This is a genomic window from Streptomyces sp. CC224B, assembly GCF_030010595.1.
Taxonomy (GTDB): Bacteria; Actinomycetota; Actinomycetes; order Streptomycetales; family Streptomycetaceae; genus Streptomyces; species Streptomyces longispororuber.
This window is the reverse complement of record NZ_JASCXL010000003.1, coordinates 150,118-165,632: the sequence shown is the minus strand read 5'-3', so window position 1 is coordinate 165,632 and position 15,515 is coordinate 150,118. Positions and strand designations below refer to the sequence as shown.

Below are 15,515 nucleotides of genomic sequence, written 5' to 3'. Positions count from 1 at the left end.
CCGCGCTCGGCGAGCTCGGCGGCGTGCTTCTCGTCGTCCGTCCAGCGGGAGTTCCCGCCGTCCACCACGACGTCGCCGGGGGACAGGAGCTCGCCCAGCTCGTCGATCGTGGACTGGGTCGCGGGTCCGGCCGGGACCATCACCCACACGACGCGCGGACCCTTGAGCTTGCTCACCAGCTCTTCGAGGCTGTCGACATCCGCGAGGTCCGGGTTGCGGTCGTATCCGATGACGGTGTGGCCTGCGCGGCGGATGCGCTCGCGCATGTTGCCGCCCATCTTGCCGAGACCGACGAGACCGAGCTCCATCAGTGCGTTCCTAACTAGCGATGTGGCGTGAGGGGACGGGGCCGCCGCCCGGAACCCGGACGGCTCGCGTACCCGCGGCACGTTCGTACCCGCGTCCGAGCCTACGCCCGGACGCGGCCACACACCTGTGGGCTCAGCCGCTCAGACGTACGGGCATGATCAGGTACTTGTACGCCTCGTCCGCCTCGGCGTCGACGGCCGGCTTGCCGCTGAGGAGCGCGGGCTTCGTCGACGTCGTGAACGAGAGCTGGGCGACCGGCGAGTCGATGGCGCTGAGGCCGTCGAGCAGGAACGTCGGGTTGAAGGCGATCGAGATGTCGTCGCCCTCGAGCTGGGCGTCGACCCTTTCCACAGCCTGTGCGTCGTCGCTGGAGCCGGCCTCCAGGATGAGCACGCCCTGCTCGAAGCTCAGCCGCACCGGGGTGTTCCGCTCGGCGACGAGCGCCACGCGCTTGACGGCCTCCACGAAGGGGGCGGTCTCGATGACCGCGATGGAGTTGAACTCCGTCGGGAACAGCGTGCGGTACTTCGGCAGGTCGCCTTCGAGGAGCCGCGTGGTCGTGCGGCGGCCCGCGCCCTCGAAGCCGATCAGGCCCTCGCCCGCGCCGGAGCCGGACAGGGCGAGCGTGACCGTGTCGCCGCTCGTGAGGGCCTTGGCGGTGTCCAGGAGCGTCTTGGCGGGCACCAGGGCGACGGCGGAGGCGTCCGGGTTCTCCGGCTTCCACAGGAACTCGCGGACCGCGAAGCGGTACCGGTCGGTGGAGGCCAGCGTGACCGTGTCGCCCTCGATCTCGATGCGCACACCGGTGAGGACCGGCAGCGTGTCGTCGCGGCCCGCGGCGATGGCGACCTGGGAGGCGGCCGAGGCGAAGACCTCACCGGGGACGGTGCCGGTGGCGGTCGGCATCTGCGGCAGCGCCGGGTACTCCTCCACAGGCAGGGTGTGGAGGGTGAAGCGGGAGGAGCCGCAGACCACCGTCGCCCGTACACCGTCTGTGGAGATCTCCACCGGTCGGTTGGGGAGGGCGCGGCAGATGTCGGCGAGCAGGCGGCCGGAGACGAGCACCGTGCCCTCCTCGTCGACCTCCGCGTCCACGGAGACCCGCGCCGAGACCTCGTAGTCGAAGCTCGACAGGGAGAGTGCGCCCTCCTCGGCCTTCAGCAGCAGGCCCGCGAGGACGGGCGCTGGCGGCCGAGCCGGGAGGCTGCGTGCCGCCCACGCCACCGCCTCCGCGAGTACGTCGCGTTCCACCCGGATCTTCACTTAGCCGCCCTCCTGCTGTTGCTGGCACTGGGGACCAGTCTGACGCACCGCACTGACAGCTTGTGCCTGTCGGGGTCAAGTCGTGCCGAGAGGTCGCGGCGGCCCGAGGGACGAGTTGTGCACAGCCCCCGCTTCAAAGCGGAAACCTGGCTCTCTCTAGTCGGGAGTAGTAGTAGGGCCTGTGGAAACCGTGGATAACCGCGAAGGCCCAGGTCACCCCGCGTTTTTTGTCCACCGGCCCTGTGGGCGACGGTCGTGGACAACCCGGGGTTTCTGTGGACAGGCGAAAGTTCTGCACACCCGATGCACAGGACAGGGGTACTTCTCCCCAACCCTGTCCCCAGCTTTACCCAGCTTCCCCACAGGCCAACCCGGCACCTTTGTGTGATGCCTTTCACTCGCCCCGGTGAGAGGGCGCGTCGCCTTGCCGAACAGTGGACAGGGCTGGGGAGAAGCTGTGCACAACCGGGCCCGGCCTGTGGGTCGCCGGTGGACAACTCTGTCCACCGCCTGTGGAGAAAATATTCATCCACAGGCTGTGGAGAGTCGTCGTCCACGAATCCACAACCACATGACCTGCTCTGATGACGTATCAGCAGGGTCCCCTGTGGACACGGTTGGGACAACTTCGTACTCCCCAGGGTGTGGACGGTGAAAAGGCCGCAGATCTGTGGAGAACCCCGACGAGGCAGCCATGAATCGAACAGAAGATGACGAACGGGTCGCGGAGCGCGGGCGCCGCTGAGGGGGTTCGGGGCGTTGGCGAGCCGTCTGAGGGGGCCTTCGGAGCGCTTGAGGGGTGCCTGAGGGCCGCCTGGAGGGCCGTCTGAAGGGCTTGTCTGAGGGCCCGCCCGCAGGACTTCCGTGAGTTTCCGTGGGCCTCCGTGGGTTTCCGTGGGGCCTCTGGTGGGGTGGCGGGCGCGCCTGGAGGGCGTCCTGGGCGAGCCGGGCCCGGGGCTCCGGGGACACGCGAGGGCGCCCGGGAGGCGTGCTCCCGGGCGCCCTCGCGCGTCGCGACGTACCGCCGCGGCCGTCAGCCGTTCTTGATGCGGTTGGTGAGTTCGGTGACCTGGTTGTAGATGGACCGGCGCTCGGCCATCAGCGCGCGGATCTTGCGATCGGCGTGCATGACGGTCGTGTGGTCGCGGCCGCCGAACTGGGCGCCGATCTTGGGCAGCGACAGATCGGTGAGCTCGCGGCACAGGTACATGGCGATCTGCCGGGCCGTCACCAGCACCCGGCTGCGCGAGGATCCGCACAGGTCGTCCACCGTCAGGCCGAAGTAGTCGGCGGTCGACGCCATGATGGCCGTCGCGGTGATCTCCGGAGCGGCGTCCTCGCCACCGGGGATCAGGTCCTTGAGGACGATCTCGGTGAGCCCCAGGTCCACAGGCTGTCGATTGAGCGACGCGAACGCCGTCACGCGGATCAGCGCGCCCTCCAGCTCGCGGATGTTCCGCGAGATGCGCGAGGCGATGAACTCCAGGACCTCCGGCGGGGCGTTGAGCTGCTCCTGGACCGCCTTCTTGCGCAGGATCGCGATGCGCGTCTCCAGTTCGGGCGGCTGGACGTCGGTGATCAGGCCCCACTCGAACCGGTTGCGGAGCCGGTCCTCCAGCGTCACGAGCTGCTTAGGCGGCCGGTCGCTGGAGAGCACGATCTGCTTGTTCGCGTTGTGGAGCGTGTTGAAGGTGTGGAAGAACTCCTCCTGCGTCGACTCCTTGTCCGCCAGGAACTGGATGTCGTCGACCAGCAGGATGTCCATCTCGCGGTACCGCTTGCGGAAGCTGTCGCCCTTGCCGTCACGGATGGAGTTGATGAACTCGTTGGTGAACTCCTCGGAGCTCACGTACCGCACCCGCGTGCCGGGGTACAGGCTGCGCGCGTAGTGCCCGATGGCATGCAGCAGGTGCGTCTTGCCGAGCCCCGACTCCCCGTAGATGAACAAGGGGTTGTACGCCTTCGCGGGCGCCTCGGCGACGGCGACGGCGGCCGCGTGCGCGAAGCGGTTCGACGCCCCGATCACGAAGGTGTCGAAGAGGTACTTCGGGTTCAGGCGCGCGGTGGGCTCACCGGGGCCCGTCGCCGGCGCGGGCTGCGCCGCCAGCGGGCCGGGGGCACCGCTGGACGCGGGCAGGGGGGTGCCGCCGTGGCCGACGGGGCCTCCGTGACCGCCGCGGCCTCCCGGGCCGCCGTCGTGCGGGCCTGCGGCCGAGGAGCCGCCGCTGGACGACTCGGGCCGTTCGTGGCGCTCGCGCCGGTCGTGGCGCTCCTGCCCCTGGCGCTCGGAGAGCCGGTCGTACGGGGAGCGCTCCTGCGAGCGGTAGTCGTGCTGCTGCCCGGGGCTCGCGTACGGGTCGCGCTCGGGGAAGCCGAGCCGCTGCTGCTGCCAGCCGTAGTCGTCCTGGGGCTGCTGCGGCCAGGCGCCGGGATGCTGGTAGTCCGGGTAGGCCGGCCGGGCCGTCGGCATCTGCTCGGAGCGCGGGTTCGCGGGGCGCTCGTCGCCGGGGCGGCGGCTGTAGCCGTCGTACGTGTCATGGCCCTGCCCGGAGCCGTGCGGCGGCTCCGGCTCCTCGTACCGCGGCGACTCCTCGTACCTGGACGACTTCTCCTCGTAGCGGGAAGGCTGCTCCTCGTACCGGGAAGGCTGCTCGTCGTAGCGCTGCTGGTGCTGCTGGGCCGACGGCGCGGGCGGGCCCTGGGGCTCGCCCACGGAGTCGTCGACGGTGATCGCGATACGGATCGGGCGCCCGCACTCGCGGCTCAGCGTCTCGCTGACGACGGGGGCGAGACGGCCCTCCAGGACGCCCTTGGCGAACTCGTTGGGCACCGCGAGCAGTGCCGTGTCGGCGACGAGCGCGAGCGGCTGGCACCGGCGGATCCAGTGCTCGTCCTTCGCCTCGACGCCCTGCCCCCGGCCTTCGCCCAGCAGCTGTTCGAGAACCCTTGGCCACACTGCGGCAAGATCGGCAGGTACGTCAGCCACAGGGCACGCTCTCTCACAGGTCCCACGAAGGTGTGGTTCTTGGGACGGGTCGGGACGGAAATCGGGAGGGGCGGGGGGAAGGGAACGAATCGGAGTTCAGCCACGGTAGTCAGGGCGACGGGTGCGGTTCAAGTTGTTGTCCACAGGCTGTGCACAGTGTCTCCCCCCGACCGCTGGTTTGACCGGATGGCGCAGCCCCGCGTACCGTAACCAGGTCGAGTTGTCGATGGCTGCTGCCGCCTGCCTCCGATGGGCAAAGATCACGGTCTGTGATTGTGAAGCGGTGCACTCGGTGCCTACTACGCGAGCTTCTATGAGCTTCTCGTGGGCGCACGGTGACAGCCAGGCGATACCCGCCACCACACGAGTCATTTCTGGAGCCCCCGAGTGAGCAAGCGCACCTTCCAGCCGAACAACCGTCGTCGCGCGAAGACCCACGGCTTCCGGCTGCGTATGCGCACCCGTGCCGGCCGCGCCGTCCTGGCGTCCCGCCGCAGCAAGGGTCGCGCCCGCCTGTCCGCCTAAGCGCATTAGGTCATGACGTCGTGCTGCCTACCGAGCATCGGCTGAGGCGGCGCGAGGACTTCGCGACCGCGGTACGCCGAGGACGCAGGGCCGGTCGCCCGCTACTCGTCGTCCACCTACGCAGCGGTGCAACGGACCCGCACGTGCCTGGGGAGAGCGTTCCCCCGACACGTGCGGGTTTCGTCGTGAGCAAGGCCGTGGGTGGAGCCGTCGTACGCAACACGGTCAAGCGCAGACTTCGCCATCTGACGCGCGACCGACTGGCCCTGGTTCCCCCCGGTAGCCTGGTGGTCGTACGAGCGTTGCCCGGCGCGGGCGACGCCACCTACGCACAGCTGGCCGACGACCTGGACGCCGCCCTGCGGCGCCTCCTCGGAGGGGGCGCGCGATGAAGTACCCGCTGCTGGCGCTGATCAAGCTGTACCAGTGGACGATCAGTCCACTTCTCGGCCCGGTGTGCAAGTACTACCCGTCGTGCTCCCACTACGGCTACCTGGCCATCGATCGCCACGGCGCGATCAAGGGAACGGCGCTCACTGCCTGGCGCATCCTGCGGTGCAATCCGTGGTCGCTCGGCGGTGTCGACCATGTCCCGCCGCGTAAGCGTCCGCGGTGGCACGAGATGCTGCGCGCCTCCTGGCGCGCACGCAAGGGCGGGCCCTCCGCCGCTGGCGTGCCGTCCGGGGACCTTCCCCCGGCTCCCGTGAGCCCGGCCGCCGAGACCCCGTCCCATGCTCAAGGAGCCTGATTAGTGGACACGATTGCCGGTTTCTTCAGCTTCATCACGACACCCGTCTCCTGGGTCATCGTGCAGTTCCACAAACTGTACGGTGCGATCTTCGGCCCTGATACGGGCTGGGCCTGGGGCCTGTCGATCGTGTCCCTGGTGATCCTGATCCGCATCTGCCTGATCCCGCTCTTCGTGAAGCAGATCAAGGCGACCCGGGCCATGCAGACGCTGCAGCCCGAGATGAAGAAGATCCAGGAACGCTACAAGAGCGACAAGCAGCGTCAGTCCGAAGAGATGATGAAGCTGTACAAGGAGTCGGGTACCAACCCGCTCTCCTCGTGCCTTCCCATCCTGGCGCAGTCACCGTTCTTCTTCGCGCTGTACCACGTGCTCAACGGCATCGCGTCGAACAAGAAGGTCGGCGTCATCGACCAGCAGCTGCTCGACAGCGCTCGTGACGCCCACATCTTCGGTGCCCCGCTCGCGGTGAAGTTCACGGACAGCGCCGACAAGGTCGCCTCGCTGAGCGCCTCGCTGACCGATGTGCGCGTGGTGACCGCGCTCATGATCATCCTGATGTCGGCGTCGCAGTTCTTCACGCAGCGCCAGCTCATGACGAAGAACGTCGACACGACGGTGAAGACGCCGTTCATGCAGCAGCAGAAGATGCTGATGTACGTCTTCCCGATCATGTTCGCCGTCTTCGGCATCAACTTCCCGGTCGGTGTCCTCGTCTACTGGCTGACCACCAACGTGTGGACCATGGGCCAGCAGATGTACGTGATCCGCCAGAACCCGACCCCCGGTTCCAAGGCCCAGGCCGCGTACCTGGAGCGCCTGCAGAAGCACATCACTGCCGCGGGGAAGACCCGTGGCCGCGGCCAGACCCGGGCCGTCAAGGCCATCGTCGCCAAGGGCCGCGACCGCAACGAGTACGAGCGCAAGTTCATCAACGGCCTGAACAAGGCGGGCTTCGCCGCCCAGGCCGACGGCACCGTGATCGTCAGCGAGACCGTTGCCACCACGACCGAGGACGGCGCGCCCGCAGCGGCGCCCAAGCGGCAGCAGCCCAAGCGGCAGAGCAAGTCCAAGCGCCAGGCCGGCACCGCTGTGAGCGGAGCCAAGGCGGACGACGCCCCGACGGACACCGCGGCCTCCGGCGGGGCCGACGCGAAGACGTCGCTGACCAAGTCCGAGGAAAAGCCGCAGAACGCGCCGGCCAAGGGCAAGACCGCCGGTGGCACCAAGGGCGGTCAGCCCGGCCAGGGCACCCGCAGCAAAGCCAAGTCCGGACAGGGCAAGGGCCAGCAGCGGCCCAAGCACCCGTCCAAGAAGTAGAAGGAGTCCATCCCGTGACGGAAGGCACCACCACCTCCGCTGAGGCCGGCGACACCCTCACCCGCCTCGAGCAGGAGGGGGAGATCGCGGCGGACTACCTCGAGGGTCTGCTGGACATCGCCGACCTCGACGGCGACATCGACATGGACGTCGAGGCCGACCGCGCCGCCGTGTCGATCATCAGCGACACCGGCAGCCGTGACCTGCAGAAGCTGGTCGGCCGCGACGGTGAGGTCCTGGAGGCGCTCCAGGAGCTGACCCGGCTCGCGGTGCACCGGGAGACCGGCGACCGCAGCCGTCTGATGCTGGACATCGCGGGCTACCGCGCCCAGAAGCGCGAGGAGCTGTCCGAGCTGGGCGCCAAGGCCGCCGCGGACGCGAAGAGCTCCGGCGAGCCGGTGCAGCTCCAGCCGATGACGCCCTTCGAGCGCAAGGTCGTGCACGACGCGGTCAAGGCCGCCGGCCTGCGCAGCGAGTCCGAGGGCGAGGAGCCGCAGCGCTTCGTCGTGGTTCTCCCCGCCTGATCGGCAGCTCGTTCCCGGCCCCGTCTGTTCGCAGACGGGGCCGGTCTTTGTCAGCCTGATAGTCAGCGACCCAGTGCGGTACGGAAGGACGGTCCCCGTGACGGAGGAAGCGGAGCTCCCCCCGGCGCCGGAGCAGGCGCGCACGGTTTTCGGCGAGCGGTTCCCGGACGCGGTCCGGTATGCGGAGCTGCTCGCCGAGGCGGGAGTGCGGCGCGGCCTGATCGGCCCCCGTGAGGTTCCCCGGCTGTGGGAGCGGCACCTGCTGAACTGCGCCGTGCTGTCCGAGGTGGTTCCCGAGGGCGTGACGGTGTGCGACGTGGGCTCCGGTGCCGGGCTGCCCGGTATCCCGCTCGCCCTCGTGCGCCCGGACCTCAAGATCACGCTTCTTGAGCCGCTGCTGCGGCGCACGAACTTCCTCAGCGAGGTCGTCGAGCTCCTGGGCCTCGACCATGTGACGGTCGTCCGTGGCCGTGCCGAGGAGGTTCTCGGCAAGCTGCCGCCCGTCCACGTGGTGACCGCGCGCGCCGTGGCCCCGCTGGACCGCCTCGCCGGGTGGGGGGTCCCGCTGCTGCGTCCCTACGGCGAGATGCTGGCGCTCAAGGGCGACACCGCCGAGGAAGAGGTCAAGGCGGCAGGAGCCGCGCTGAGCAAGCTCGGCGCCGAATCCGTGTCCGTGGTTCAGGTGGGCGAGGGGATCGTGGACCCGCTGTCCACCGTCGTGCGCGTCGAGGTGGGCGAGAGCCCGGGCGGTGTGCGCTTCGCCGCCAAGCGTGCCAAGGCCGCACGGACGGGGCGGACCCGCCGCCGTCGCTGATCCGTCCCGGACGACGAGCCGTACTCCACAAAAGCTGTCAAACGTACGCATACCGGGGTGTCGCACCAGCGGCACCCCGGTTGCCGTGCATCGTGTTTCACGTGAAACGTCGCTCACTGCTGCATGGCATCATCAGTCGCGGTCGCGCTGCCGAACCTCGCGAGCGTCGGCCACTTGGTTCCCTCGATAAGGGAACGGAGTTGTCCACAGAGACGGATTCGTCCACAGAAGACCGGGCCTCGCTGGTTCACGACCCCGAAAGCATGGGAGGCTCTGTTCATTGCGAGCCTGAAGTCGAGGAGAGTGAATCCTTGCGGTCCGACGCCAACATCGCGGGACCGATGACCGAACCGGTCCCCGGCCCCCGTACCGAGTCGGTGGGGGAGGATGTTTCACGTGAAACACCGAGCCCGATGGACGACACCCCCATTGGTCGCGCTGCCCAGCTGGCGGTGGAAGCGCTTGGGCGCGCGGGCGAGGGCCTGCCACGGCCCGAGCAGACCCGCGTCATGGTCATCGCCAACCAGAAGGGTGGAGTAGGCAAGACGACCACCACGGTCAACCTTGCCGCCTCGCTGGCCTTGCACGGCGCGCGCGTTCTGGTGATCGACCTGGACCCGCAGGGGAACGCCTCCACGGCCCTCGGTATCGACCACCACGCCGAAGTCCCGTCCATCTACGACGTGTTGGTGGAGAGCAAGCCTCTTGCCGAGGTTGTCCAGCCCGTCCCGGATGTCGAGGGCCTCTTCTGCGCCCCGGCCACCATCGATCTCGCCGGTGCGGAGATCGAACTGGTGTCGCTGGTGGCCCGCGAGAGCCGGCTGCAACGGGCGATCCAGGCGTATGAGCAGCCGCTGGACTACATCCTCATCGACTGCCCGCCCTCCTTGGGGCTGTTGACGGTGAACGCCCTGGTGGCCGGTGCGGAGGTGCTGATCCCGATCCAGTGCGAGTACTACGCCCTGGAAGGCCTCGGTCAGCTCCTGCGCAACGTCGACCTGGTGCGCGGGCACCTCAATCCGGGCCTGCACGTGTCGACGATCCTGCTCACCATGTACGACGGCCGGACCCGGCTCGCCTCCCAGGTGGCTGAGGAGGTGCGGAGCCACTTCGGTGACGAGGTGCTGAGAACGAGCATCCCGCGCTCCGTGCGCATCTCCGAGGCCCCCAGCTACGGCCAGACCGTGCTGACCTACGATCCAGGCTCCAGCGGTGCCCTCTCGTACTTCGAGGCGGCGCGAGAGATCGCGTTGCGCGGGGTCGGCGTACGGTACGACGTGCAGCACGGCGCCGCGGGCACGCAGAAAGACCAGCACACCATGACGGAGGGGATCCAGTGAGCGAGCGACGGAGAGGGCTGGGGCGGGGCCTTGGCGCTCTGATCCCTGCGGCTCCCACAGAGAAGTCGGTCGCGCCGAGTACGAACGGGGTGTCCACCTCGCCCACCGCCGTGCCCGTGCTCACCGCGGAGCGCGGGGTGGCGGCGGCCAAGGTGACCTCGCTGCCGCAGGGCTCCGTGTCCGTGCCGCGGGAAGCGGAGGAGCCCGTCGGCGACACGGTGGAGGAACTGCGCCAGCCGGCCGGGGCACACTTCGCGGAGCTGCCGCTCGACTTCATCACGCCCAACCCGCGGCAGCCGCGTGAGGTGTTCGACGAGGACGCCCTCGCCGAACTGGTGACCTCGATCAAGGAGGTCGGACTCCTCCAGCCCGTCGTCGTACGGCAGCTCGGCCCGTCCCGGTACGAGCTCATCATGGGCGAGCGGCGCTGGCGTGCGTGCCGTGAGGCCGGCCTGGAAGCCATCCCCGCCATCGTGCGGGCGACGGAGGACGACAAGCTCCTCCTGGACGCGCTCCTGGAGAACCTGCACCGCGCCCAGCTCAACCCGCTGGAAGAAGCAGCGGCCTACGACCAGCTCCTGAAGGACTTCAAGTGCACGCATGACCAGTTGGCGGACCGGATCGGCCGTTCCCGGCCGCAGGTCTCCAACACCCTGCGCCTCCTGAAGCTGTCGCCGAAGGTGCAGAACCGCGTCGCCGCGGGTGTGCTGTCCGCGGGCCACGCCCGGGCACTGCTGTCCGTCGAGGATCCCGAGGAGCAGGACCGGCTCGCCTACCGGATCGTGGCCGAGGGGCTCTCGGTGCGGGCCGTCGAGGAGATCGTGACCCTCATGGGGTCGCGGCCCCAGACGAAGCCGAAGGCCAAGGGACCCCGGGCCGGGACGCGTGTGTCCCCCGCTCTGACGAGCCTCGCCACGCGCCTCTCCGACCGGTTCGAGACCCGGGTGCGGGTCGACCTCGGCCAGAAGAAGGGCAAGATCGTCGTCGACTTCGCCTCGCTGGAGGACCTGGAGCGCATCCTCTCCACGCTCGCTCCCGAAGAGGGACAGGTCCTCAAGCGGGGCCTGGCCGAGGTCGAGGACGCCTCCGGGGACGAGCAGGACTGAGCCGAGCCTCAGAGCCTTCTCGCCACAGCCCCAGAACCCTCCGCCACAAGGGCCCCTCAGGCCCGGCGGACGGCGTGGCTGAACCGCGTGACGCTCAGGGAAGCGGGCCGTGTCCGGTGTGTGCCGGAACACGGCCCGCTCTTTGCTTTCTTCCGGTATCGATGCAATCACTTCGTGGATACGATGCGTTCGGTATGGCGCATCACCTGACGGCACCGCTAAGGGGAGGCAGGGCCATGCGAACCGTGAGCCGCACCGGACTGGTGACCGCCGGGCTCGGACTGGGCGCGGTCGGTGGGTTCGTCGGAAGCCTGCTCAGGGAACGGAGCGCACTGACGGCTGCCCGTGGCGCCGCGGGCGAAGGAAGTGAGGAACCGCCTTCATGGGGCGACGGCTCGTACCGCTCACGCTGGACAACCTTCCGGACCTTCCCAAGCGCTGCCGCGCGTGCGTCTTCTGGGAGTTGGACCCGGTCAGCGGCCAAGCCGCGCTGAAGGCGGGCACGCCCGAACTGGAGAAGGAGGCGTGGATCTCCGCCGTCCTGCTGGAGTGGGGGTCCTGCGGCCGCGTCGTCTACGTCGACGAGGTACCGGTGGGCTTCGTGCTCTACGCGCCCCCCGCCTACGTGCCGCGTTCCACGGCCTTCCCCACGAGTCCCGTCTCGCCTGACGCCGTCCAGCTCATGACCGCCTGGATCATGCCGGGTTACCAGGGGCAGGGCCTCGGCCGCGTCATCGTGCAGACGGTCGCGAAGGACCTGCTGCGTCGCGGGTTCAAGGCCATCGAGGCATTCGGCGACGCGCGCTGGGAGAAGCCCGCCTGCCTGCTGCCCGCCGACCATCTCCTCGCGGTGGGCTTCAAGACCGTCCGGCCGCACCCGGCCTACCCCCGTCTGCGACTGGAGCTGCGCACCACGCTGTCGTGGAAGGAAGACGTGGAGATGGCCCTCGACCGGCTCCTGGGAGCGGTGCAGAAGGAACCAGCCCTCCGGCCCCTCTGACCGAGCCGGTGCCACGGCAGCCCCGTCAGGGGACCGGAGCCGCCGCCAGAACAGGCGAAGGGGCCGACCCCGTGGGGTCGACCCCTTCGATGTTTCACGTGAAACATCGTGCGCCGCTGTCACGACCGGCAGCGATGGATCGGTGCCTTACTCGGCGATGAAGTCCGCCAGGTCGCGCTCGATGGCGGCCTTCGGCTTGGCGCCGACGATGGTCTTGGCGACCTCGCCGTTGCGGTAGACGTTCAGCGTCGGGATCGACATCACGCCGTACTTGGCGGCCGTACCCGGGTTTTCGTCGATGTTGAGCTTGACGATCTCGATCTTGTCGCCGTACTCCTTGGCGATCGCCTCGAGCGACGGCGCGATCTGGCGGCACGGACCGCACCAGGCGGCCCAGAAGTCCACCAGGACGGGCTTGTCGCTCTTGAGGACGTCCTCTTCGAAGGAGGCGTCGGTCACGTTCTTCAGGTCGGCCACGGCGGGCTCCTCACATGGTGCGGGTGGGGCGGGAGAGGGAATCAGACAGCGGCGGTGGTGGCGCTCTCGCTGTCCACGAGGGCGGCGAGGAAGCGCTCGGCGTCCAGGGCGGCGGCACAGCCGGTGCCCGCCGCGGTGATCGCCTGGCGGTAGGTGTGGTCCACGACGTCGCCGGAGGCGAAGACACCGGGGACGTTCGTCCGGGTCGACGGCGCGTCGACCACCAGGTAGCCCTCGCCGTCCAGCGTGAGCTGGTCCTTGAAGAGCTCGGTGCGCGGGTCGTGGCCGATCGCGATGAACAGGCCGGTCACCGGCAGCTCGGACGTCTCGCCCGTCTTGACGTTGCGCAGGGTGAGACCGGAGAGCTTCTGCTCACCCTTGATCTCGGCCACCTCGCTGTCCCAGACGAACTTGATCTTCGGGTCGGCGAAGGCACGCTCCTGCATCGCCTTGGAGGCACGCAGGCTGTCGCGGCGGTGGACGATGGTGACGGACTTGGCGAACCGGGAGAGGAAGGTCGCCTCCTCCATCGCCGTGTCACCACCGCCGATGACGGCGATGTCCTGGTCCTTGAAGAAGAACCCGTCGCAGGTCGCGCACCAGGAGACACCGCGGCCGGACAGCGCGTCCTCGTTCGGCAGGTTCAGCTTCCGGTGCTGGGAACCCGTCGCCACGATGACCGCCTTCGCGCGGTGGACGGTGCCGGCCGTGTCCGTGACGGTCTTGATCTGACCGGTGAGGTCCACGGAGACCACGTCGTCGGGGACGAGTTCGGCACCGAAGCGCTCCGCCTGCCCGCGCATGTTGTCCATGAGCTCCGGGCCCATGATGCCGTCCTGGAAGCCGGGGAAGTTCTCCACCTCGGTGGTGTTCATCAGCGCGCCGCCCGCGGTGACGGCACCCTCGAACACCAGGGGCTTCAGGGACGCGCGCGCGGTGTAGAGCGCCGCCGTGTAGCCGGCGGGCCCGGAGCCGATGATGATCACGTTACGGACGTCGGTCACGGCTTGATTCCTCGTCTCTGAAGACTGCTGCGTACTGCTGGCGGGTGCCTGTCTCAGGGCTCTCACCCCACCCAACGGATCCTACGGGGCGCGCATTCCCAAACGTGTCCGAGCACACGGAAGCGGCGTGCACGGCGCGCAGGGGGCGCCCGACCGGCGCCGGACGGCCAGCGTGCCCGACGAGACGCGCGAGCAAGGCCCGGGGCCCGCGGAGAGGTTCCGCTCAGTCCCGGGCGTAGGACTCGGTGAGCAGCACCTTGCCGGTCGCGTCCGGTGACGAGGACGCGTTCACACAGGAGGCGTCGACGATGTACGCGGACACCTTCGCGCCGTCGGAGTCGTGCGGGACGACGACGAGGTAGGCGCTCTTGCCCTCGTACGTGCCCTTGTCGGCGGCGAGCGGGGTGCGGCCGTCGAGGCCACGCTCGACACAGGCGGGCACCTGGACATAGTCGTCCTGCATCGTCGAGCCCTTTTTCGGGCCGTTCGGGCTGGACTGGGCGCCGACGCTCGACTGGGGACGCGGGGTACCGACGCCCGTGATCGAGGGCTCCTTGGCCAGGAGCTTGCTGACCCGGTCCTCTAGCTTGTCCTCGGAAAACGTGTGCGCGCCCTCCGACCGGCCGGCCGTGGTCCCCTTCGAGCCGTTGTCCCACGGCTGGATCAGGAGCGTGCCCAGGCTCAGAGCGGCCGCGCCCACGACGGCGCCGAGGACGGCGGTACGGCGTCGCCTGCCGCGCAGACGCCCGCCGCGCCCCGGACCGGTGGCCGCGCGGGGGTGCCCGGCCGGCCGGAGAGTACCGCTCCCCGAGGTGGCGCCCGTGGACGCCACCGGCATGCTGGACGTGGCCGAGGGGCCTGAGGCGGCCTCCGAGACCTCCGCAGCGTCGTCCGGTGTGCCGGGCACGGGGCCCGAGACCTTCGAGGCGGAATCCGGTGTGCTCGCCCGGACGGCCGATGTTTCACGTGAAACATCGACGGCGGGCCCGGCGGCCGACACCTGGCTGACCGCTTCCCCGGCCGTGTCGGCGTCACGTGCGGGCGTACGCGCTCCGTCGGCCACCGTGGCATCCAGGAGCGCCTCGGCCGCCAGCGCCGCGTCGATGCGCTCCGCGACGTCGGCGGGCATGCGCGGGGCGCCGGGGAGCGTGCCGAGCATGCCGCGGATCTCTTCGAGGGAGTCGTAGACGTCGGTACAGAGCGCGCAGTCGTCCAGGTGGCGTCGCACGTCGTGGGTGCGGGACGGCGAGAGCAGGCCTTCGGTGAGGTCGGAGATCTCGGAGACGTCCGGGTGCCCAGCCGAGTCCGTCGTCGTGGTCACGCTCGCCCACCTCCGCCCTTCACTGCCGCTGAATCGGGTCCTGGGTCCTGCGGACCCTCCGTACGCGGGGGGCCCGCTGCCGGTGGGACGGTTGTCCCCTGCGTCCGGTTCCTTCCTGGGCCGGGCTTTTTGCCGCCGCCCTGGCTGTCCGGGCTGCTCGCGCCGCTCTCGCCCGGCGGTTCGGTCCGCAGATGGGTCAGGAGGGGCAGGAGCCTCGCTCTGCCCCGGGCGCAGCGGCTCTTCACCGTGCCGGTGGGGATGTCGAGGACGCGGGCCGCTTCGGCCACGGGGTAGCCCTGCATGTCCACCAGGACGAGGGCGGCACGCTGGTCCGGCGGCAGGGTACGCAGCGCCCGCAGGAGCTCGCGGTGCAAGTCGCCGCGCTCGACCGGCGCCGCCGCGGACTCGTGCGGCTCCAGGAGCTGGTCCAGGCGCTCGGTGTCCTCGACGGGCGAGGTTTTCCGGGAGGCGGCCTTGCGCGCCCGGTCGAGGCAGGCGTTCACGGTGATGCGGTGCAGCCAGGTGGTCACGGCGGACTGGCCGCGGAAGGTGTGGGCGGCGCGGTAGGCGGAGACCAAGGCGTCCTGGACGGCGTCCGCGGCCTCCTCACGGTCTCCCAGGGTGCGCAGGGCCACCGCCCACAGCCGGTCACGGTGGCGGCGGACGAGTTCACCGAAGGCGTCCGTGTCACCGGCGACGTGCCGGGACAGGAGGTCCTGGTCGCTCAGCTCGTCGCGCGCGGCGTCGTCCACCTCCAACCCCCTCCCCCTGGTGAGAT

At 69.6% G+C, this 15,515-nt stretch carries 16 protein-coding genes; 9 read left to right on the top strand and 7 right to left on the bottom strand.

All coding sequences use genetic code 11. The annotated features are described in order from the left end of the window. The 3 genes from QK440_RS02650 to dnaA form a co-directional block, all read right to left on the bottom strand. Positions 1-308 (bottom strand): NAD(P)-binding domain-containing protein (locus QK440_RS02650; RefSeq protein ID WP_282791268.1); only part of this gene is annotated, 308 nt, incomplete at its 3' end. 133 nt (positions 309-441) lie between these two features. Beyond that, positions 442-1,572 (bottom strand): DNA polymerase III subunit beta, encoded by a 1,131-nt coding sequence (dnaN, locus tag QK440_RS02645; protein ID WP_282791267.1) that lies wholly within the window; start codon positions 1,570-1,572, stop codon positions 442-444. Positions 1,573-2,605: 1,033 nt separating this feature from the next. Beyond that, entirely contained in the window at positions 2,606-4,558 is a 1,953-nt protein-coding gene (gene dnaA, locus QK440_RS02640) for a chromosomal replication initiator protein DnaA (RefSeq protein ID WP_282791266.1), read from the bottom strand. Between the two features lie 387 nt (positions 4,559-4,945). Here dnaA and rpmH point away from each other — a divergent pair, with 387 nt between their 5' ends. The 9 genes from rpmH (at position 4,946) to QK440_RS02595 (ending at position 11,935) form a co-directional block, all read left to right on the top strand. After that, positions 4,946-5,083 carry a 50S ribosomal protein L34 gene (gene rpmH, locus QK440_RS02635; protein ID WP_016644655.1) on the top strand — a complete coding sequence of 46 codons (138 nt, stop codon included), beginning with the start codon at positions 4,946-4,948 and terminating at the stop codon, positions 5,081-5,083. A gap of 20 nt (positions 5,084-5,103) precedes the next feature. After that, the gene (gene rnpA, locus QK440_RS02630) at positions 5,104-5,475 is read left to right on the top strand and encodes a ribonuclease P protein component (RefSeq protein WP_282791265.1); all 372 of its coding nucleotides are present in this window, start codon (positions 5,104-5,106) and stop codon (positions 5,473-5,475) included. Beyond that, complete coding sequence (gene yidD / locus QK440_RS02625) at positions 5,472-5,831, top strand: membrane protein insertion efficiency factor YidD (protein ID WP_190134592.1); 360 nt, start codon at positions 5,472-5,474, stop codon at positions 5,829-5,831. Before rnpA ends, yidD begins: the two co-directional genes overlap by 4 nt. Positions 5,832-5,834: 3 nt before the next feature. Further along, on the top strand, positions 5,835-7,151 hold the full coding sequence (gene yidC, locus QK440_RS02620) for a membrane protein insertase YidC (protein ID WP_282791264.1): 1,317 nt from the start codon (positions 5,835-5,837) through the stop codon (positions 7,149-7,151). 14 nt (positions 7,152-7,165) lie between these two features. Beyond that, positions 7,166-7,675: a R3H domain-containing nucleic acid-binding protein gene (locus QK440_RS02615; RefSeq protein WP_282791263.1), complete on the top strand. Its 510-nt coding sequence runs from the start codon at positions 7,166-7,168 to the stop codon at positions 7,673-7,675. 97 nt (positions 7,676-7,772) lie between these two features. Further along, positions 7,773-8,489, top strand: a complete 717-nt coding sequence (gene rsmG, locus QK440_RS02610; RefSeq protein WP_190134589.1) for a 16S rRNA (guanine(527)-N(7))-methyltransferase RsmG — start codon at positions 7,773-7,775, stop codon at positions 8,487-8,489. 263 nt (positions 8,490-8,752) lie between these two features. After that, complete coding sequence (locus tag QK440_RS02605; RefSeq protein WP_282791277.1) at positions 8,753-9,829, top strand: ParA family protein; 1,077 nt, start codon at positions 8,753-8,755, stop codon at positions 9,827-9,829. Next, on the top strand, positions 9,826-10,935 hold the full coding sequence (locus tag QK440_RS02600) for a ParB/RepB/Spo0J family partition protein (RefSeq protein WP_282791262.1): 1,110 nt from the start codon (positions 9,826-9,828) through the stop codon (positions 10,933-10,935). The genes QK440_RS02605 and QK440_RS02600 overlap by 4 nt, the downstream gene beginning before the upstream one ends. Positions 10,936-11,317: 382 nt before the next feature. After that, positions 11,318-11,935: a GNAT family N-acetyltransferase gene (locus QK440_RS02595; protein ID WP_190134587.1), complete on the top strand. Its 618-nt coding sequence runs from the start codon at positions 11,318-11,320 to the stop codon at positions 11,933-11,935. 147 nt (positions 11,936-12,082) lie between these two features. On the opposite strand, the gene trxA is transcribed toward QK440_RS02595, so the two are convergent. The 4 genes from trxA to sigM form a co-directional block, all read right to left on the bottom strand. Continuing rightward, entirely contained in the window at positions 12,083-12,412 is a 330-nt protein-coding gene (gene trxA / locus QK440_RS02590) for a thioredoxin (RefSeq protein ID WP_282791261.1), read from the bottom strand. A gap of 41 nt (positions 12,413-12,453) precedes the next feature. Continuing rightward, positions 12,454-13,416, bottom strand: a complete 963-nt coding sequence (trxB, locus tag QK440_RS02585) for a thioredoxin-disulfide reductase (RefSeq protein ID WP_282791260.1) — start codon at positions 13,414-13,416, stop codon at positions 12,454-12,456. A gap of 223 nt (positions 13,417-13,639) precedes the next feature. Beyond that, a complete protein-coding gene (locus QK440_RS02580) occupies positions 13,640-14,737 on the bottom strand; it encodes a hypothetical protein (protein ID WP_282791259.1) in 1,098 nt (365 codons plus the stop codon). Further along, positions 14,734-15,489, bottom strand: a complete 756-nt coding sequence (gene sigM, locus QK440_RS02575; protein ID WP_282791258.1) for an RNA polymerase sigma factor SigM — start codon at positions 15,487-15,489, stop codon at positions 14,734-14,736. Before sigM ends, QK440_RS02580 begins: the two co-directional genes overlap by 4 nt. Positions 15,490-15,515: the final 26 nt, after the last annotated feature.